This window comes from Arcanobacterium sp. (ex Cirak et al. 2026), assembly GCF_053585065.1.
This window is the reverse complement of record NZ_JBQJCE010000006.1, coordinates 79,335-99,119: the sequence shown is the minus strand read 5'-3', so window position 1 is coordinate 99,119 and position 19,785 is coordinate 79,335. Positions and strand designations below refer to the sequence as shown.

The following is a 19,785-nucleotide window of genomic DNA, read 5'->3' as shown; positions in this document are numbered from 1 at the left end:
TGCCACCATATCGGGCGAATTTTCGCATACTCTTGAAGAGTGGCAAAACAAAATGACGTTCCGGTAGTCAATATTGCAAATGCGCTAACAGTGATGCGCCTAATCCTTGTCCCTATTTTTGTTTGGACAGTGTGGGCGTTGGGAATTCCCCACTGGTGTGTGTGGGGTGTTTTTGCACTCGCAGCTGCCACTGACAAACTGGATGGCTACCTGGCTCGTTCTTACAATCTCATCACGAATTTTGGCAAACTCGCTGACTCAATTGCAGATAAAGCACTGGTGATAACGGCGTTGATTCTGCTTTCTGCCTACGGATGGCTGTGGTGGTGGGTGACCGTTGTTTTTATCGTTCGAGAGTCTGGAATCACCCTCATACGCATGGCTGTGGTGAAGAAGAAAGTAATGGCTGCAGGGCAAGGCGGGAAGATTAAGATGGCAGCTCAGTCCTTTGGCATCGCCGGTCTGCTGATCCCGTGGGGAAGTTTTCTTCCTGCGTTCCTCGCGACGGTGATGGTGTGGGCGTCCTATGCACTGATCGGTGTGGCACTTGTGTTCGCGCTGACAAGTGCGTGGGAATACATCCGCCAGGCGCGTGCCTTGTGACTCTCGTCGAGCTTGAGGAATTGCTTGGGTTTTCCCTTGCTCATCGTTTGGCTCTCGCCGATGAATTTGTTTCATTGCTCCGTTCTGTCCCGACGTCGGTAGCAGTTGCTGAATCCCTGACTGGGGGTGCTCTTGCGTCCACGATTGTGGACGTTGTGGGAGCATCGGATGTTTTTCGTGGGGGCGCTGTCACCTATGCGACGGATTCCAAAGCGAGTGTTCTTTGCGTCAGCGAGGAGCGCCTTGCGATGACGGGGCCAGTCGATGGTGTAGTTGCTGAGCAGATGGCTCGTGGTGTGGCACGTTTGTTTTCAGCTGAATTTGCTCTCTCGACGACGGGGGTGGCTGGTCCTGGGTCAAATGATGGATTTCCTGCAGGAACAGTCTGGATTGGGACTTTTGGCCGAACTGATTTCATTTTCAACTTGTCTAGACATTTGGCTAATGGTAAAATTTCAGTAAAGAACGAATCAGGTTCGAGTATGGAAGCCATGTTAGCGTTGCGGATTCAACTCACTGGCTCTCGGTCTGACATTCGTGACGGAGCAGTTCGATGCGCTCTGGGGTTAGGGATAGCATCTATTCGGCATAGCAAAATAAGCTAGCCGTGGAATACTTTCTCCAGAAGTTGCGTTGGGTTACTCAGATCAAATATTGAGAAAGAAATGAGGATCTAATGAACATGACGAAGACTCAGGTTCGGGAGAATATCCTTTTCCGTCAGGAATTGGGAGATGTTCTTCGTGAGTACCGTCAGCGTCAGGGGCGGACCTTGCGTGATGTGTCCTCGGAAGCTCGTGTTTCCCTTGGTTATCTCTCCGAGGTTGAGCGTGGGCAAAAAGAAGCCTCGTCCGAGCTGCTGGCATCTATTGCGACGGCACTGAATGTGCCGCTCAGCCATGTGCTTCGCTTGGTTGCTGACCGTATTGATGTCGCTGAAGGGCGGCCAACTCCTGCAATGAAGCGTCGCATGGTAGCTCAAATTCCAGATGCACTTCCTCCCGAAATGGTGAAGGCGGAGCTGGCAAAGATTCGAGCATGAGACATGCTGAATTTTGGGCGCTTTTAGATCGGGTATTTCCCGGTGGGCGAGGGCGTTCGATAGCTGAAGACCTTGTGCTTGTGGAATACGACATGCTCAGCCCGCGCGAGGCTATTGAGGCTGGTCATGATCCGCAAAAGGTCTGGGAGGCAGTGTGTGACAATATGGATTTACCGCAAAGTTATTACTACTTGCATCGCGTGGATCCAAAGAATCGTCGCGCATGACAAAACTCGTGAATAAGTGAAAACAGACGGCCAGGAGATCTGGCCGTCTGTTTTCTTTCGGCGCGTCGGTAGTTTTCGAACACTTGTTCGGCTAGAGTTTTCCACGTGCCAATGCGAGTGCTGTTCTTCCACAAGAAAAAGTGATCGCAGATTTTTGTCATAGGTCGGGCATAGTGTGGCACCAGAACGGTCGGAGAGGCCGTGATGAGTAAAGACCTGTTCTGAAAACCGGCGTATGCCAGAAATGAGGTTCCACATGGCTGGAAAAAAAGATGATCGCGCGAAAGCACTTGAATTGGCTCTTGGTCAAATTGACCGTCAATTCGGCAAAGGCTCAGCGATGCGTTTGGGGGATCAGCCTCCGCGTCAAGTCGAAGTTATTCCCACTGGGTCACTTGCACTGGATATTGCGCTCGGTATCGGAGGTCTGCCGCGTGGACGCGTTGTTGAAATCTATGGTCCGGAATCTTCAGGAAAAACAACCGTCGCGCTTCACGCAGTGGCCAACGCACAGAAGAATGGTGGTATCGCTGCTTTCATTGATGCTGAGCATGCGCTTGATCCTGAGTATGCAAAGAAACTCGGAGTTGATACAGATGCTCTGATTGTTTCTCAGCCCGATACCGGCGAACAGGCTCTTGAAATTGCTGATATGCTCATCCGATCTGGAGCGCTGGACATCATCGTGGTTGATTCTGTAGCTGCCCTTGTTCCAAAGGCGGAAATCGAAGGCGACATGGGTGATTCTCACGTTGGCCTGCAAGCGCGATTAATGTCTCAAGCATTGCGTAAACTTACCGGAGCTCTTTCGGCATCAGGAACAACAGCAATCTTCATCAATCAGTTGCGTGAAAAGATCGGTGTATTTTTCGGAAATCCGGAAACAACCACTGGCGGAAAAGCACTGAAGTTCTACTCATCTGTCCGTCTTGATGTTCGACGTATTGAAACTCTGAAAGAGGGGACGATGCCTGTGGGTAATCGTACCCGCGTCAAGATCGTGAAGAACAAGATGGCTCCGCCTTTCAAGCAGGCTGAGTTTGACATTCTGTATGGAGTCGGCATTTCACGCGAAGGTTCGATCATTGACATGGCTGTTGATGAAGGTATCGTGCGTAAATCGGGTTCGTGGTTCACTTATGACGGCGATCAGCTTGGCCAGGGTAAGGAGAAAGCCCGTAACTTCCTCAAGGATAACCCCCAGATTGCTGAAGAAATTGAGAATAAAGTCAAGGCAAAGCTCGGTTTGGGTGAACCAGTAGAAGAAACCGAAGAGTCAAAGATCGATACGGAAACAGACATCGATTTTGAGTTGGATGATGTGAAGTAATGGTTAATTACGCCGAAGATGCGGATTTCCGGCAGCGGAAGAGCTCGAATCCTCACGAAATTGCGCAAAGGAAGCAAGCACGAGCTGCTGCCAGATCCGCATCTGAGTGGCGTTCCTTTGCTCGTGACATCGTCTATCGGCGTTTAGCGGTTCAAGATCGTTCAATTGCTGAACTTCGTACGGTGATGGAACGAGAACTTGTTCCCCAAGAGTTTATTGACGAGACATTAAAGAAATTTAGTGATGCCGATCTTGTCAATGATGAACGTTTTGCTCAGAGCTATGTGCGTTCTCGTTTCGAATCGAAATCGACATCTCGGCGATCTCTGGCCCATGATCTTCGCCAAAAAGGTATTGTTGGCGAACTTGCGAACCAGGCGCTTTCACAGATTTCCGATTCTGATGAGCAAGCGAGTGCGAATGCGTTTGCCATTCGTCGCATACGTTCGATGACAGGTCTTGACACTCACGTGATTCACCGTCGACTTTTCGGTGCACTTGCCCGGCGGGGTTTTTCTCCGGCGCAGGTATCGCGCGCAATTGACGCTGCATTTGACTCTAGAGAGAGTGACCCAGATGACCATCGGTAGAAGCGATATGAATGCTGTTTTAGAATGGCCGCGATGAACGCAACACCAACGACTTATGCTGTGCGCACCTTGGGGTGCCAAATGAATGTCCACGATTCCGAGCGGCTTGCAGGTCTGCTTGATTCTGCTGGGTATGTGCCAGTTGAATTAGTTCCCCAGAAAGCTGCACGTGCCACTGAGGCGGGTGACGAAGGCGCGGACGTTCTTGTGATTAACACGTGCTCTGTGCGTGAGAATGCTGCGAACAAACTCTTTGGTAACTTGGGACAACTTGCAGCAGTGAAGAAAGAACGTCCAGGGATGCAGATCGCTGTCGGCGGATGTCTCGCACAACAGATGCGTGAGGGTATCGTCGAGAAAGCTCCCTGGGTTGATGTTGTGCTTGGTACCCACAATCTCGACGTGTTGCCAGCTCTCTTGGAACGAGCTCGCCACAACAAAAAAGCTGCGGTGGAAATCGAAGAATCACTGAAGGTTTTCCCCTCCACTTTGCCTACCCACCGTGAGAGTGCTTTTGCTGGATGGGTGTCGATTTCTGTTGGTTGTAATAACACTTGCACGTTCTGCATCGTTCCTCACCTTCGTGGCAAAGAACGAGACCGACGTCCTGGCGAAATTCTGGCGGAAGTTGAAGCTCTGGTGGCACAAGGTGCTATCGAGGTCACGCTACTGGGACAGAATGTCAATTCTTATGGGTGGGGATTCGGTGACAAAGGTGCGTTTGCGAAACTCTTGCGTTCATGCGGAGAAGTTGAAGGCCTTGAACGCGTTCGTTTCACCTCACCTCACCCTGCTGCCTTCACCGATGATGTCATCGATTCAATGGCTCAGACACCGAATGTCATGCCCTCGCTCCATATGCCGTTGCAATCTGGATCAGATCGTATTTTGCGTCTGATGCGCCGTTCGTACCGATCGAAGAAGTTCCTTGGGATCCTTGATCGCGTCCGCGAACAAATCCCGCACGCTGCGATTACGACAGACATTATTGTCGGTTTCCCTGGAGAGACCGAGGAGGATTTCCAAGCGACACTAGAGGTCGTCGAAGCCTCACGTTTTTCATCGGCATTCACGTTCCTCTATTCACCGCGTCCAGGCACACCAGCGGCTGATATGGACAACCAAGTTCCACCTGATGTTGCAAATGAGCGTTATCAACGTCTGATTGCTTTACAACAACGTATTTCCACAGAGGAAAACGCCAAGCTTGTCGGAACTACTGTCGAAGTACTCGTTTCGGCAGGTGAAGGACGAAAGGACGCAGAAACTGACCGTATTACGGGTCGTGCTGCTGATAATCGTCTTGTGCATGTTGCAGTTCCTGCAGGTTCACCACGTCCTCGTCCAGGGGACATGGTTCGTGCCACCGTGACTCACGGCGCTCCTCATCATCTGATTGCAGACTCGGGTATCCACGGAGGGTTATTCGATGTTCGCCAAACTCGCGCGGGAGATGCTTGGGAAAAGCAACAAGCAACGAAAGAACGCCTGGAAGCTGAAGCTGCCGGAGCGGCACCTGTCGGACTCGGAATTCCGACAATTCGTCCACGCTAATGGTGGAACAGCTTGCCCTCCCAGTCGTCGGCATTGTTGGTGAAACTGCCTCGGGAAAGACAGCATTTTCGATTGCACTGGCCAAAGCCCTCGGCGGTTCGGAACACGCAGAAATTATTTCTGCTGATGCGATGCAGCTGTATCGAGGAATGGATATCGGGACAGCGAAAGCGACGTCTGATGAACGTGGCGGTATCTCGCACAGGCAAATTGATGTTCTCGACGTCAAGGATGAAGCCTCAGTGGCGGCCTACCAGCGTGAAAGCCGCAGCGATATCCGCGATATCACGTCGAAGGGAAAGATCGCCCTTGTCGTTGGGGGCTCAGGGCTCTACATTAGCGCAGCATTAGATGAGCTAGAGTTTCCAGGGACTGACCCTTCCTTACGGAGCGCGCTTGAACAGCGAGCTGAGAGTGAGGGGCTTGGCTCACTCATTGATGAATTGACGCAAAAAGATCCGGTCTCTGCGCGCACGATCGATATCCATAACCCCAGACGTGTGATCCGTGCGCTCGAAGTCGTTTGCCTCACTGGTCGTTCCTATACTCCCGTTTTTCCGCCGCATACGTCACACTTTGCTCCCACACTCATGTTGGGAGTTCGACGTGAACGTGATGTGCTCAATGAAACTATTTCCCGACGCGCGGCCGCCATGTTTGAACATGGCCTCTTAGAAGAAACAGCTGCGCTTCTTCAACATGGTTTGGCATATTCAACAACAGCGAAGAAAGCGACTGGCTATGCTCAAGCTATCAAGGTTCTTGAAGGGAGATTAAGCGTAGAGGACGCTATCGAATCTGTCGCTCAGGCCACCCGGAGACTCGCTAAAAAACAACGTACCTGGTTTAAGCGTGACCAACGAATCACGTGGATCGATGTCACGAGTGCTGACGGAAGCTCTGTTGAGGAGTGTATTGAGTACCATGCTCATGTGCAGGCTCAGGTCATTCGTGCGCTCTAAGTGTGTGCCTTTGTCACTTCGAGTAAACGGAATCCCTTCGATGACGCATACTTTGAACTGACAAATCCTGCCGAGTTTAACCACGACGATAACGAATCTGCGCCGAGGTTTTTTTGTACCACCAGATATGCCACGCCGTCGTCGCTAAGCAAACCGAGCCAGTCGGTGAGTAGAACGTGAAGCGCCTCTTTACCGATCCGAATCGGAGGGTTAGACCACAATAAATCAATGGGAGTTCCATTGGACTGAAACTGTTTCAACGTCGAAGATGCCTGTCCGATTGTGACATTTTTATATCCAGCTGTGTTGGCGGCTGCTAGCTCAAGGCTACGTTCGTTAACATCAACACCCCACACCTGTGCTTCAGGGTGCTCATGTGCGAGAGCAATCGTGATCGGGCCCCAACCGCACCCCACATCGACAGCGACACGAGCTGAGCTTGTGACCGGCGCCTTATCGAGTAACACCGCTGTTCCCTTATCAAGGCGGTGGGACGAGAAGACACCCGTCGAGGATTGAACCGTGACCTCGTGTCCACGAATTGTTTCGGTGAATGTGACGGAATGTTCCTTTGTCGATGGAGAATGTGTGAAGTAATGATCGCTCATGCCCTAAGAGTAAACGCACCCGGAGTGTGAATGCGAGATGGCAAGCAGACCATCAGTGAGAGACAATAGAACATGATGGCAAAGGAGACGGATATTAAGCACACACACGAGCATTTCGACGTCCATTCACACGAGGGAACCGCCCTTCAAGACGATCCTGCATACACAGGAAAATGGGCGGGCGATCAACTTGAGCGCGAAGCACGATCTTCGCTTAAACGCGTTGAGAATCTCTCGACGGAGCTTGAGGACGTCACAGAAGTCGAATACCGAAAGCTTCGTCTCGAACGTGTTGTTCTTGTCGGCGTCGTCACTGATGGCTCCATGGAAGCGGGGGAGGACTCGCTGCGAGAACTAGCGGCGCTTGCCGAGACGGCGGGTTCAACAGTACTCGACGGCGTGCTGCAGCGCCGTTCGCTTCCAGATGCGGCAACTTACCTGGGTTCAGGAAAAGCACAAGAACTTGCAGAGCTTGTTGCTGCAGTAGGAGCGGATACTGTGATCGCGGACTCTGAGCTAGCCCCGTCTCAGCGTCGTGCGCTCGAAGACATCATTAAAGTCAAAGTGATTGACCGTACCGCCTTGATCCTCGACATTTTCGCCCAACACGCCAAGTCCCGCGAAGGAAAGGCTCAAGTCGAGCTCGCTCAACTTGAGTATCTGCTTCCCAGACTGCGCGGATGGGGAGACTCAATGTCGAGGCAGGCCGGTGGCCGCGTCGCTGGAGGCGCTGGAATCGGTTCTCGCGGACCGGGCGAAACGAAAATCGAACTTGATCGACGCCATATTCGCTCGCGCATGGCACTGCTGCGCAAAGCAATTCGCGAGATGAAAACCTCCAGAGAGGTACGCAAAGGCCAGCGCCGTGCTCGCAAGGCTCCTTCTGTCGTCGTCGTGGGATATACAAATGCAGGCAAATCGTCTCTTCTTAATGTGCTCACTGGTGCGGATGTCCTTGTTGAAAATGCCCTCTTTGCTACCCTCGACCCAACAGTTCGCCAGGCTCACACCGACGACGGACGTGAGTATACGATTACGGACACCGTCGGATTTGTGCGAAATCTACCGACACAACTTGTTGAGGCTTTCCGCTCGACATTGGAAGAGGCAGGAGAGGCAGATTTGTTGGTTCACGTGGTTGATGCGTCGCACCACGATCCACTGGGACAGATTGATTCGGTTCACACTGTGCTTGCTGACGTTCCAGGCACAGAATCGATTCCTGAGCTCGTTGTCTTTTCGAAGACTGATATTGCTGACCCGCTTGATGTCGCAGCATTAGTGTCACGATTCCCCGCTGCTGTTCCCGTTTCGGCAGTCAGTGGAGAAGGAATAGATGACCTACGCGAGGCAATTGCACAGTTGCTTCCACGCCCAGGAATTGCCATCGACGTCGTCGTCCCATTTTCCCAGGGTGCGCTTGTATCGAAGATTCATGAGTTTGGCGAAATTGACTCAGAGTCATACGAAGAAGGCGGAACACGGATCCGTGGCAGGGTAACACCACAAATTGCCGGAGCACTTGTTGAATTAGGGCTGCTCGATACGCGTGAGTGACAATTTCGATCTTGAGGAATCGGTGCGCGCACTCCATGCCGTCATCGATTCGATGAATGGAACTGCCCGTGAAGGGCAGGAAACGATGGCTCACGCAGTCTATGAAACACTCATTGATGGAGCGCATCTTCTGGTTCAAGCGGGAACTGGAACAGGGAAATCCTTTGGGTATCTCGTTCCTGCACTGCTATGGAATGTGAAAACCTCCCAACGTGTCATTATTTCAACGGCGACACTCGCGCTCCAACGCCAGATCATGACCTCAGACGCGCCACGAGTGTCTGCAGCGATTGGTGCGATGACTGGCACGCATCCTCGTATTGCCCTATTGAAAGGTTGGAATAACTACGTTTGTTTACGTAAGGCGAACGGAGGCTATCCCGAAGATGGCACGTTGCTTTCGCGTGCCGAGGGAGAAGTGGGCGCTACTGCAACGGGTGAAGAGGTGGTTCGCGCTCGCGATTGGGCGATGGTGACTGACACAGGTGATCGCGATGATCTTGTGCCTGGAGTGAGTGACCGCGCTTGGGCGCAGGTCTCGATTCCCAAGGCTGAGTGTATCGGGGAGAAGTGTCCGCTCCGTGCCTCATGTTTTCCTGTGCTTGCCCGCGCTCAGGCTGACGAGGCAGACATTGTGGTGACGAACCATGCGATGCTCGGTGTGGCAGCGACAAAAACTCCCGTTTTGCCTGAAGCAGATGCATATATCATCGATGAGGCGCACGATTTAGTCGATCGAGTAACAAATCAACTCACCCGTTCGCTGTCCAAAGGCGACATCACTAGCGTCGTGAGAATGCTACGAACAGCGAAAATTTTGCCGGGGCCGCTGGAAGACACTGCTGAGGAACTTGCCGAAGTACTTGCTTCTCTCGGCGAGGATCGCCTGACTTCGATTCCACTTTCTTTGATCGATGTCGTGACTCGACTGCTGGGTCAGGTGCAGGACGTCGGAGAAGAAGTCAGCACACTGTCGACATCGAACGAAGATCTTGCGACGTCGAAGCAGATTTTGCGCTCGCGACTGAGTGAAATTGCGCAAGTATGTGAAGCGATTCTCTCAGGTGAGGTTGACGATGAAACGCTTGTTGCTTGGGTAAGCCAAATTCCGGATGGCCCGTCGTTTTTGAATTTGGCGCCGCTGGACGTTGCAGCACCGATTGCTGACGAATTGTTTGAGGGCAAGCCCGTAGTGCTCACCTCGGCGACCCTCAAAATTGGTGGAAAGTTTGATGCGATCGCATCGAAAGTAGGGTTTGCCTTCCCCTCGCAAGGGCCATGGGAGGGAATCGACGTTGGTAGCCCCTTCGACCCACAACGCCAGGGCGTGTTGTATATCGCGCAGAATCTTACCGAGCCTGGGAAAGATGGCTATGGACAAGAACATCTCGATGAGATCGTTGAATTGGTGAGGTCATCGCGAGGTGGTGCACTGGCGCTCTTCACCTCGCGTGCCGCAAGCGATAGAGCGGTTGAGTATGCGCGCGAGCGTATCGATCTACCATTCTTTGCTCAGGGTGAAGACCAATTATCGACGCTGGTAGAGAAATTTGCTGCAGATCCTCATGCATCTCTTTTTGGCACATTGTCATTGTGGCAGGGAGTTGATGTCCCCGGGCTGACAAACCGGCTCGTGATTATTGACCGAATTCCGTTTCCGCGGCCAAACGATCCTCTGATGCAGGCGCGTAAAGCGCATGTTGACGCTCATCAAGGCAATGGTTTTATGCAGGTGACTGCGGCACATGCGGCTCTTCTTTTGGCACAAGGAGCGGGGCGTTTGCTCCGACGCGTTGATGACCGCGGAGTAGTTGCGATTCTGGATCCGCGGTTAGTACGCAAGCGCTATGGCGCTTACTTGATGGCTTCCATTCCGAGGATGTGGTACACCTCCGAACGCGACGTCGTCTGCGGAGTTTTAGGGCGGCTTGCCGAACAGGTTGAACCAGAAATTACGATGTGATCTGACCTTAAAAAGAGGAGTAGCGCGGCTCAGTGGCACTGTTGGGCTTGCTATAAAGCCCTCAACACAGTGACAACTTTGCCGAGAATGACCGCATCGTCACCCGGAATCGGTGCATACTGCGAGTTACGTGGAAGTAGCCACACGTGACCGTTTGCCCGAGAGAGAGCTTTCACGGTGGATTCGCCGTCGATCATAGCTGCCACGATTTCACCGTTTTCAGCAGTCGGCTGGCGACGGATGACCACCCAGTCTCCGTCACAGATTGCGGCATCAATCATTGAATCGCCACGGACTTCCAGCATAAACAGATCTCCATCACCCGTCATTTGCCGGGGGAGCGGGAAGACATCTTCGACAACTTGATCTGACAAAATCGGGCCGCCGGCAGCAATTCGCCCAACGAGGGGAACGTTGACGGGGGCACAGACACCCTCGTCAAAATCGCTGATATGAACTGACTGCGGAACAGGTGGAGGAGATGTTTGTGTTAGCGGACGGATCTCACCAGTGGTGGTATCGAGACGTGAGCCAATATCCGTAATCTCAATTGTTCGGGAACGACGAGGATCCTTATGAAGAACTCCAGCTGATTCGAGAACATCAAGGTGATATTTCACAGACGAAGGCGATGTTAAGCCTGTCAAATCGCAGATTTCGCGCACTGTCGGTGAATACCCCTGATCATTCTGGTAATCGATAATGGCCTGAAAGATGGCAAGTTGGCGCTTTGAAAGTGAAGTGTTCATGTGCGCCCTCCAAAAGTGATCGCAAATTTGTGTCATACCCCGGTGATTTTCTGATATCGACAGCATATCCCCTTAACAAGAGCTGTTCAAACATTTGTTCGGAGATGTTTCGAACAAATGTTTGCATTTTTGAGTGTGTGGGAGATAGGATTCAAACAGATGTTCGAAAGTGTGAGTTCGAGGAGGAAAAATGAGTGCACTCGCAATTGAGCCTGCTGTACCTGTTAAGGAGCGATCAGGTGCGCACAAAAGAGTCAGCCATCGTGATGGTGACTATGTCCGCCCAGATCACCCTGTTTCTGCTCGCGTTACTCCGCTTCGTGTCGTCGATAGTGCGTTGAGTGCAGACGATATTTTCGCTCCGCATAACATTGCTCCGCTGCGGATCGTTCGCGAATCAGGAATGTGGAAAGCGGTTCATTCATCGCCTCGTCACGGTATTCGTCATCCTCGTCGCATGGTGACACAAGTTCAGTCGCGTACTACATCGCCGAGTTATTGGCATGGGCAGGTTGATCGATCGGGTGCACGCTCAGCTCTCGCTGGCTCACTTGAGTCAACGTTGCGCATTTTGGTGATGGTACTCATGTCGGGCGTCGCTCTCCTTGCTGGCATGGCTATTGTCAGTGCGTTAGGGCTGAATGTGGCAAACGCAGACACCGTGCGAGTTCAAGAAGGGCAAAGTTTGACCTCCATTGCTTCTCTTGTGATGACTGATCGTCCAAGAGCCGATGTTATCTCCGATATTCGCTCAATGAATGGGCTCGATTCGGATCAGATCCGAGTAGGCCAGGAGTTGCTCCTGCCGACTTACTAAGAGGTAGTGGTCGTGCTTTTCGTGTCCAATTTCTCTACCACTATCTTGGCCCGCGCCGCGCTGTCTGAACCCATGTGTGTGGCGCGGGCTTTATGTTGCAAGTGGCGAATCTGTGTCAAAACATATATTTTGTTGACATGCACTGTCCATTTTGTCGCTATGGCGATTCGAAAGTGATTGATACGCGTCCGTCAGATGATGGCCTGTCGATTCGTCGTCGGCGAGAGTGTCTCCATTGTCACCGCCGCTACACTACAACTGAAACTGCGGGGCTCATGGTGAAAAAACATTCTGGAGCCACAGAACTTTTTTCGCGTGACAAAATTATTGCCGGTGTGGGTAAGGCATGTAAAGGACGACCCGTGACAAGTGCTCAGCTTGCTGTCCTCGCGCAGGAGGTTGAGGACTTAGTTCGTTTGAAAGGTTCTGCGCATATCACTACCGACGACATCGGCAAAGCAGTGCTTAGGCCTCTTCAGCATCTCGACAAGGTTGCTTACTTGAGGTTCGCATCCGTATACCTCGATTTTTCCTCATTGGAGGATTTTGAGAAGGCAATTGCCTCCCTGAAATGATAGTGCCACACCAGCTAGTGTGGCACTATCATTTCAGGTTGCGAGCGTTTAGACAGTGGCTCCGGGGATATCTGTTGAGCTCAGCACAATCATTCGCTGGGTTGCGCGTGTCAAGGCAACGTAGAGATCGCCAGGCCCATCGGACAGGATGACTTCAGGCTCAACAACAATCACGGAATCAAACTCAAGGCCTTTCGCTTCACGAGCGCTAAGTACAGTGACTCGTGTATTGCACGATTCCGGCGAGAAGTTCGCTCCCATTGGAGTAATAACTGCGAGAGTACCAAAACCTTCACCATAGAGTTCATCGAGAAAATCGCACTGTCCACGTACGTGGGTATCGAGCGCAGCGTGCAGGTGCTCAGAATCGAGACGGTGGAAAGCATAGGCTCCAGGCACACTTCGGGCTGCTCGAACTGGACGCACTTGATAACCAACTGCATCCATAATATGTTGTGCGCGGTCAAGAATTTCCTTTGGAGTTCGATATGAAACTGTCAGGACTTCTTCGCGCGTGAACTGCGCCATTGAACCAAGAACTTCGGCCCAGCCCCCTGACGGAGGACCTGCCGGATACTGATCAAGGTCGCCCACAACTGTCATCGACCGTTGCGGATTGCGGCGTGCCACCATACGCCATTGCATCGGTGAGAGCTCTTGTGCTTCATCGACAACGACGTGTCCATAAGTCCACGTCCGATCGTTTCCTGCGCGCTCCGCTAGTGTCATCCCGCTCGAATCATCGGTGAGATGTTCAACGAGTTTTGCTGAACTGACAATTCCACCTCCGAGATTCATTGCTTTCATTGTTGACGACGCATATTCACCGAGTTCACGTGCTTGAGCTTCTTGCATACGGCGAACATGCTGAGCGGCATCAGATTCGAATGTTCCCAGGTGTTCAGCCATCTCGTCCATGATCGCGATGTCTGCACTCGTCACGCCAGTTCCTTTTGGCCGCAGGAGCAGAGCACGCTGAGCATCATTAAATTCTCGAGCGACATCGGCTAAGTGCTCTGGGAATGCCAATAAACGTTCGAGAAGTTGCTGGGGGGATGACGGAAGCCAGTGCCGGTTAATTTCACGTCGAGCATCAACCGATTCCGCAACGTCAGCAATCAACCATGGATTATCATCAAAGGTGACCTCTTGAACCTCTGCAAGCTGCTTGGCGAGTTCCTTCACCAGGAATTTTGCGTACGTTTCACGCGCTTCATTGTGTGGAAGATCTGTTGCTCGAGCCTTCGCCTGCGCCTGTGCAACAAGTTTTCGAGTCAAGACGAGCTTGTGAGATCCCACCATGACTGTCACATCCGTACGGGCGGGCTTTTCGAGCATCCGCTTCACCGCTCGTTGTGCAATGGCAGCCCATTCGATACGCCCTTTGAGCCTTGCTACTGTTTCCGATTCACTGATACTTGGACGCACCCCAGGAAGAAGATGATCGATGGTTGAAGACACAACGTTGGTTTCACCCAGCGAGGGAAGAACTGCATCAATATATGTCAAGAACGCTTCAGATGGGCCAATAATGAGGACACCCGATCGTGCCAGATGCTCCCGCTGTGCGTAGAGAAGATACGCTGCTCGATGGAGTGCGACGGCAGTCTTTCCAGTTCCTGGGCCACCTTGAACCACGAGGATACCGCGGGAATCAGCACGGATAATGCGATCCTGCTCAGCTTGGATCGTGGCGACGATGTCGCCCATCTTGCCATCGCGGGCTTTGTTCATTGCAGCGAAGAGCGCACCTTCACCAGTGAGGTTGAGTTCGTTCGTTTCTTCTGACGTCAAGAGCTCATCTTCTACCCCCGTCACTGAACGGAAGCGAAGTTGAATATGGCGGCGGCGAGTAACATTGCCGGGTTTGAGAGCAGTAGCCTGATAAAACGGTTCCGACTGCGGGGCGCGCCAGTCGACAAGAAAAACAGCGCCGTCGTCGTCGCGTAGGGTCAGTCTTCCGATGTGGTGAGCCGTGCCGTCAGTCAAATCTAGCCGTCCCAAGACAAGCTTGTTTTCAAGGTTTCGAAGGCGGATGAGGTTATCTTCATAGTGAGTGGCGAATGAATCACGTTCGCGGCGTGCTCCTGGCGTTCCGCCACCTCCTTGGCTACGCACGCGAGCCAGTTGTGTCTCGTAACGAGAACGCTCCGAATCGAGAGCAGCGTACGCTTGGTCGACAAACTCCTGCTCCTGGCTGATCGCATCTTTTGTGCTCACGTGTCCTCCTCAACATCAAAAACAGGAACATTATTATTCCGGAAAACGTTGTCTGGTGCGAGTGGTTATTCTTGGCGCGTATTTGTGGCGCGTATTTGTGGCTCGGAAAACCATTATTTTGTGGCGTGAAACCACGACCTGAGATCACTCAAGACGGCCAGGTAGAATGAACCGAGAAGGAGGTTGCATGCCCACATACATTCGTATTGATCCAAGCCTTGGCAATATCGAGGTCGATACTCTCGTTTTGAATCTTGTGGATCGTTTGGTCGACGCTGGTGAGGTTGCGGCGACGATGGAAGCTGTCATTTCGGATCTCGATTTCGTTGGTATTGCCTCGTTCGATTCGGATCCTCTTTATGATTTCCGTGCTCAACGGCCAATTGCCACATATGCTGACGGACGTTTAGCAGATGTGTCATGCCCATCGATGGATCTTAAGCTCATCACCGACGTCCAGGGGCGGACATTCCTTTATATCAGCGGCCAGGAGCCAGATTTTCATTGGCCAGTTTTGGCTCGAGATATTGTCGAAATTGCCACCACTTACAACATTTCACATCTGTACTCATTTGGAGGTATGCCAGCGCCTGTCCCACATACGCGTCCCGCAGATATGGTGGTGCGTTCGACTCACCCACGCGAGAATGAAATCCTTCACGCTTACGTTGAGCACTACGCCACACTTGCTGACATGGTAGAAAATGAGGCGGGCAAACGTGGACTTGCGGCTACTTCCATTCGTACTCGTGTGCCTGCGTATCTTGCGCGTGCAGACCATCCGTTCTTTTCGGCTGCGCTCGCTGTAGCAAAAATGTTGGCGTCGCTTGGTGGGCCGGTGATTCCTGTTGGAGATCTCGAGCAACGTGTGGATGAACAGATGGGATTCCTTGCAACAGCGGTGGAATCGAATCCAGAACTCGCTGAACTGGTGGCAAATCTTGAAGCTGAGTATGACAACCTCCCTGAGGGAGTGGGATTCGTTCGAAATGACGATCCAACGATCCCAACCTCAGACGAGATTGGTGAAGCAGTGGAACGTTTCTTGGAGATGCGTGAAGAGAAGCCGCTTGAAGAAGCCGTGAAGAAGTCCAAAGCGAAGAACCCTCCTGTGCGTCGTGGACGCCATTCATGGCGTACACCGCCATTGGAAGACACTACCCATCAGCCCACCACGCGCAACGACGACGAAACAGAGTCACCGACGTCCGGGGATACCGTCGAGTAAACGCTCGAAGCGTACACCGCTGGCACAGGTCACTTGCGTGAAGGAAGGTTTGGCGTCTCGTGTCTGAATTTCGCAAAATCCCGCATCGTAAAACTCGCTCGCACCTTCGCCAGATATGGAGTACAACTGGGGGAACGTTCATCATCTAGCGAAGGGAAAACATGAGACGCGGAGCCTTGCGCGTATGGATGTCGGCGATGGCGATCTATATAGTGGCAATGGCCGGCCGAACTTCACTTGGTGTCGTTGGTTTGGAGGCAATGGATCGTTTTTCGATATCAGCCTCTGTGCTCTCACTGTTTACTGTTGTCCAGTTAGGTGTTTATGCGTTAGCTCAAATTCCTGTCGGGATCGCATTGGATCGTTTTGGCACTCGCAGAGTCATGGCGGTCGGAGCTATTGCGATGGCAATCGGACAAGTGGGACTTGCTTATGCTCCCTCAGTTTCCGTTGCGCTCGCAGTACGTGCCCTCATTGGCATGGGAGATGCGACGGCCTTCACAGCAACGCTTCGCGTGATTCCCGCATGGTTCGCTCCGGTTCATGTTCCGGTCATGACTCAGCTCACGTCGATCTTTGGGCAGCTTGGACAGGTGATTTCCTCAGTGCCGTTCGCTGCGGCGGTGACCGTATGGGGGTGGGGTACCGGGTTCTCCTTTTTGGGGATACTCGGGGTCATTGTTGCTATCCTCGGAATGCTCCTGATTCGGAACACCCCGCCCAACTTCTCGGGATTTGCCGAGCGTGATCGTATGCATTTGGCATCAGTGACAAACTCTGTGGAAGTGGACTCATTGGCGCCGAGCATATGGGAAACACTGCGAAATCCAGGAACATTGCTAGGATTCTGGGTACATTTTGTTACCTGTTTTCCGCCGATGGCGTTCCTTCTTCTGTGGGGAGTACCGTTTTTCCAGGTGCACGATGCAATGCCCAAAGCGCAGGCCAGCGCGATGTTGATTATCAGCACTCTTTTCGGCATCGTCCTAGGGCCAATTGTTGGCCGACTCGTCGCGTCTCATCCATTACGACGTTCATGGATTGTTTACGCAACGAGTGCAATATCGGCGTCGGCGTTCGCAGTCGTTCTCTTGCTCCCAGCGCCGACACCTCTTGCCGGAAGTATTCTTCTGCTCTTTTCCACGGCCTTGAGCGGTGTGGCATCAAATGTCGCTTTCGACTTTGCGCGAACGAGTGTGGATCCCCGTAGGCTCGGCACTGCTAATGGGCTGATCAACATGGGGGGTTTCGTTTCTACATTGAGCGCAGCGCTGATCATTGGTTTTGTTCTCGATCTTGTCTCCCCGCACGGTACCTACACTCCGCGTAGTTATTCGATTGCGATGGCGTCACAGTTCGTACTCCTCCTCGCGCTTGGAGCGGTCGAATACTACAAGCGCAAAGTGCGACGTGATCGAGAAGCGAACGGCGGGCCAAAAGTGCCGTCGCTTGCGGATGTGGTCCACCGTTATCAAGATCGTTGGGAACGACGTCGGCAAGCACACGTCACTGCTCGTCGAACGGCCAGCCGACGGCGTCGTCGGTGAGTGGCAGAGTACTACGAGCGGCTTTCTCTAGTGTGGTCTGTCCGACAACGGTAGTCGGCAACGGTAACCGGCGAACACGTCGGCCGATCTCCGTTGTGTTGATCGGTGAGTGAGATGCGACGAGTACCACGTTTCCGCGACGTTTTCCACGGGCAATCGCTGGGTCAGTAACGGCAATGAGATGGGGAAAGCTTTGAAGAACAGCAGCGGCCTCTCGATAGACATCGCTGAGCGATCCGCCGGCAGTGTTCATCAGATACAGCCCACCTTCGGCCAAAAGCCTCGATGCTGCTGCATGTGCCTCCACGGTAGCCAGCTGCATAGGCACGCGAGCTCGGTAGAACGCATCGCGAACAATCACATGCCATGATCCCTTATTTGTGTCGAGAGTGTGGCGTGCATCTTCGCTGCGAATCCGTAATCTGGGGGAGGACGGTAAATCGAACCATTGCCGTGCGAGCGTTGCGAGTTGCGGATCAATTTCGATTGCGAGCTGGCGCGAATTCTTTCGTTCAACATCTAGGGCTCGAGCGAATGCACAACCAGCTCCGCCCAGATGAAGAACCCGAAGAGGGGCACCAGCATCGAAGGCCACATCAATCGCAATTCGCATCTGTTGCATATACTCGAACTCAAGGTGAGTCGGATCGCGAAGATCCAGTGCTGATGATTCGGCATCGTCGATGTAGAGCATGACGATATCCGTGCCAGGCACAGGCTCAACTCGTAGTCGGGACATATCTGTGGTTGCGGTGATCGTATCCATGGCGGTGATTGTATCGGAGGTGAGAATGTCACGGGCACCGAGGTCAGCTGCGGCGAAGCGCAACTGGGGGACTGACGACTCAAAGACCAATATCATGCATGTGGATATGGACGCCTTTTTCGTGTCCGTTGAACTGCTCGAGCGTCCTGAGCTGCGTGGACTGCCGGTCGCCGTCGGCGGTGAGGATCGTGGTGTTATTTCAGCGGCGTCCTACGAGGCCCGGCGCTTCGGTGTGAACTCTGCGATGCCAGTAGCACGTGCCAAACGGCTTTGTCCTGAGCTAATGATCATTCCACCCGACCATCACAAATATTCTGCGATCTCGAAGCGAATCATGTCACTTCTGGCTGACATCACCCCGACAGTCGAACAACTGTCAGTCGACGAGGCTTTTCTCGATGTTGGTGGTGCGCGCAAGGCAGTGGGAACCCCCGTCGAGATCGGCCGACGCCTGCGCGCTCGCATTCGTGAGACCGTTGGCGTTCCTGCCTCGGTCGGAATCGCAGCCACAAAGCACGTGGCGAAAATAGCTTCTGCACACGCTAAACCCGACGGCTTGCTCCTCATCCCAGCAGACGTCACGATTGACTTTCTCCACTCATTGCCCGTGGGAGCCTTATGGGGTGTCGGTGAGAAAATGCGCGAAAAACTCGAGTATTACGGCATCCATTCGGTTCGTGAATTGGCATCCCTCGGTGAGAATCGACTTGTGCGTATGGTTGGAGCAAGCGCCGGGCACTCACTCTATGCGCTCGCGATGGGGATTGATCCTCGCCCGGTTGTTGTCCACCGCGAAGAGAAGTCGATGGGGAAGGAACGCACTTTCTTCGATCTGCTTGATCCGCGCGATGCGTCCAACGTGCTCCTTGAGCAGTCGCATTCGGTCGCGCGTCGTTTGCGGGAGGCCGGCGTGCGTGCATGGACCGTCGGAATCAAAGTACGCTACGCCGATTTCACCACGATTTCTCGCTCGGTGACCTTCGGCGCCCCAACAGATATCGGTGCAGAGATTTTCCGTGCGGCGATCCACCTCTTCGCGCAGATCCCGGCGCGTGGGGGCCTGAGGCTCTTGGGGGTGAGAGCCGAGAATCTCGATGACGGCGAGTCAGGGTTCCAGTTACGAATCGACGACGATGGACGTGGTCGGCGTGTTGAGAGTGCGGTTGACGAAGTGTTGAAGAAATTCGGCGATCATACGGCTTCCTGGGGTACTTCTTTTAAAGAATCATTAGACTAGAGCTTTTTGACCGCTAATTCGATAGTGCCCGACCCAGTCACCAATTGACGCGTTTGCTGCTGTAGTTCAGGGTGCATTACTTGAGGGCGGCGAAGCGGAGATAATGGAGTTTGAAAGACAGAGGGTCGAACTTGTCCAACTGTTTAACGAGGATATGCCTAGTTTCCCAGCTCATCTGTGAGTGATTCTGCGGTAACCTTTACCATAGGT

19 protein-coding genes are annotated in these 19,785 nt (G+C 52.8%); 15 read left to right on the top strand and 4 right to left on the bottom strand.

Annotated features, from left to right (window positions below; translation table 11 throughout):
• The first annotated feature begins 39 nt into the window (after window positions 1–39).
• The 8 genes from pgsA to miaA all read left to right on the top strand — a co-directional run bounded on the left by pgsA (window position 40) and on the right by miaA (window position 6,308).
• Window positions 40–603 (top strand): CDP-diacylglycerol--glycerol-3-phosphate 3-phosphatidyltransferase, encoded by a 564-nt coding sequence (pgsA, locus tag ACTOVJ_RS04715; protein ID WP_449502286.1) that lies wholly within the window; start codon window positions 40–42, stop codon window positions 601–603.
• Between the two features lie 47 nt (window positions 604–650).
• Window positions 651–1,208, top strand: coding sequence for a CinA family protein (locus ACTOVJ_RS04710; RefSeq protein WP_449504106.1), 558 nt, complete (start codon window positions 651–653; stop codon window positions 1,206–1,208).
• Window positions 1,209–1,279: 71 nt separating this feature from the next.
• Window positions 1,280–1,645: a helix-turn-helix domain-containing protein gene (locus ACTOVJ_RS04705; protein WP_449504101.1), complete on the top strand. Its 366-nt coding sequence runs from the start codon at window positions 1,280–1,282 to the stop codon at window positions 1,643–1,645.
• A complete protein-coding gene (locus ACTOVJ_RS04700) occupies window positions 1,642–1,872 on the top strand; it encodes a DUF3046 domain-containing protein (protein ID WP_449502284.1) in 231 nt (76 codons plus the stop codon). The genes ACTOVJ_RS04705 and ACTOVJ_RS04700 overlap by 4 nt, the downstream gene beginning before the upstream one ends.
• Before the next feature lie 256 nt (window positions 1,873–2,128).
• Window positions 2,129–3,202 carry a recombinase RecA gene (recA, locus tag ACTOVJ_RS04695; protein WP_449502283.1) on the top strand — a complete coding sequence of 358 codons (1,074 nt, stop codon included), beginning with the start codon at window positions 2,129–2,131 and terminating at the stop codon, window positions 3,200–3,202.
• Complete coding sequence (locus tag ACTOVJ_RS04690; protein WP_449502282.1) at window positions 3,202–3,792, top strand: regulatory protein RecX; 591 nt, start codon at window positions 3,202–3,204, stop codon at window positions 3,790–3,792. Before recA ends, ACTOVJ_RS04690 begins: the two co-directional genes overlap by 1 nt.
• A 33-nt stretch (window positions 3,793–3,825) precedes the next feature.
• A complete protein-coding gene (gene miaB, locus ACTOVJ_RS04685; protein WP_449502281.1) occupies window positions 3,826–5,346 on the top strand; it encodes a tRNA (N6-isopentenyl adenosine(37)-C2)-methylthiotransferase MiaB in 1,521 nt (506 codons plus the stop codon).
• 2 nt (window positions 5,347–5,348) lie between these two features.
• Window positions 5,349–6,308, top strand: a complete 960-nt coding sequence (gene miaA / locus ACTOVJ_RS04680; protein WP_449504100.1) for a tRNA (adenosine(37)-N6)-dimethylallyltransferase MiaA — start codon at window positions 5,349–5,351, stop codon at window positions 6,306–6,308.
• On the opposite strand, the gene ACTOVJ_RS04675 is transcribed toward miaA, so the two are convergent.
• Complete coding sequence (locus tag ACTOVJ_RS04675; protein ID WP_449502279.1) at window positions 6,305–6,916, bottom strand: class I SAM-dependent methyltransferase; 612 nt, start codon at window positions 6,914–6,916, stop codon at window positions 6,305–6,307. The two genes, miaA and ACTOVJ_RS04675, sit on opposite strands and share 4 nt — an antisense overlap.
• A gap of 75 nt (window positions 6,917–6,991) precedes the next feature.
• Between ACTOVJ_RS04675 and hflX the strand changes: the two genes are divergently transcribed.
• Together hflX and ACTOVJ_RS04665 are read left to right on the top strand one after the other, a co-directional pair.
• Window positions 6,992–8,473 carry a GTPase HflX gene (hflX, locus tag ACTOVJ_RS04670; protein ID WP_449502335.1) on the top strand — a complete coding sequence of 494 codons (1,482 nt, stop codon included), beginning with the start codon at window positions 6,992–6,994 and terminating at the stop codon, window positions 8,471–8,473.
• On the top strand, window positions 8,466–10,436 hold the full coding sequence (locus ACTOVJ_RS04665) for an ATP-dependent DNA helicase (protein ID WP_449504099.1): 1,971 nt from the start codon (window positions 8,466–8,468) through the stop codon (window positions 10,434–10,436). The genes hflX and ACTOVJ_RS04665 overlap by 8 nt, the downstream gene beginning before the upstream one ends.
• 50 nt (window positions 10,437–10,486) lie before the next feature.
• Here ACTOVJ_RS04665 and lexA read toward each other — a convergent pair whose 3' ends face one another.
• Complete coding sequence (lexA, locus tag ACTOVJ_RS04660) at window positions 10,487–11,185, bottom strand: transcriptional repressor LexA (RefSeq protein ID WP_449502277.1); 699 nt, start codon at window positions 11,183–11,185, stop codon at window positions 10,487–10,489.
• Window positions 11,186–11,375: 190 nt separating this feature from the next.
• On the opposite strand from lexA, the gene ACTOVJ_RS04655 reads away from it, so the two are divergent.
• Together ACTOVJ_RS04655 and nrdR are read left to right on the top strand one after the other, a co-directional pair.
• Window positions 11,376–12,002, top strand: coding sequence for a LysM peptidoglycan-binding domain-containing protein (locus ACTOVJ_RS04655; protein ID WP_449504098.1), 627 nt, complete (start codon window positions 11,376–11,378; stop codon window positions 12,000–12,002).
• 92 nt (window positions 12,003–12,094) lie between these two features.
• Entirely contained in the window at window positions 12,095–12,577 is a 483-nt protein-coding gene (gene nrdR / locus ACTOVJ_RS04650; RefSeq protein WP_449502275.1) for a transcriptional regulator NrdR, read from the top strand.
• Window positions 12,578–12,625: 48 nt separating this feature from the next.
• On the opposite strand, the gene ACTOVJ_RS04645 is transcribed toward nrdR, so the two are convergent.
• Window positions 12,626–14,797: a HelD family protein gene (locus ACTOVJ_RS04645; RefSeq protein WP_449504097.1), complete on the bottom strand. Its 2,172-nt coding sequence runs from the start codon at window positions 14,795–14,797 to the stop codon at window positions 12,626–12,628.
• A gap of 187 nt (window positions 14,798–14,984) precedes the next feature.
• Here ACTOVJ_RS04645 and ACTOVJ_RS04640 point away from each other — a divergent pair, with 187 nt between their 5' ends.
• Together ACTOVJ_RS04640 and ACTOVJ_RS04635 are read left to right on the top strand one after the other, a co-directional pair.
• Window positions 14,985–16,025: a PAC2 family protein gene (locus ACTOVJ_RS04640; RefSeq protein ID WP_449504096.1), complete on the top strand. Its 1,041-nt coding sequence runs from the start codon at window positions 14,985–14,987 to the stop codon at window positions 16,023–16,025.
• Between the two features lie 161 nt (window positions 16,026–16,186).
• Window positions 16,187–17,572, top strand: a complete 1,386-nt coding sequence (locus ACTOVJ_RS04635; protein ID WP_449502272.1) for an MFS transporter — start codon at window positions 16,187–16,189, stop codon at window positions 17,570–17,572.
• Here ACTOVJ_RS04635 and ACTOVJ_RS04630 read toward each other — a convergent pair.
• The gene (locus tag ACTOVJ_RS04630; RefSeq protein WP_449504095.1) at window positions 17,532–18,338 is read right to left on the bottom strand and encodes a spermidine synthase; all 807 of its coding nucleotides are present in this window, start codon (window positions 18,336–18,338) and stop codon (window positions 17,532–17,534) included. The genes ACTOVJ_RS04635 and ACTOVJ_RS04630 overlap by 41 nt on opposite strands.
• Before the next feature lie 25 nt (window positions 18,339–18,363).
• Here ACTOVJ_RS04630 and dinB point away from each other — a divergent pair, with 25 nt between their 5' ends.
• The gene (gene dinB / locus ACTOVJ_RS04625; RefSeq protein ID WP_449502270.1) at window positions 18,364–19,575 is read left to right on the top strand and encodes a DNA polymerase IV; all 1,212 of its coding nucleotides are present in this window, start codon (window positions 18,364–18,366) and stop codon (window positions 19,573–19,575) included.
• The last annotated feature ends 210 nt before the right edge of the window (window positions 19,576–19,785 follow it).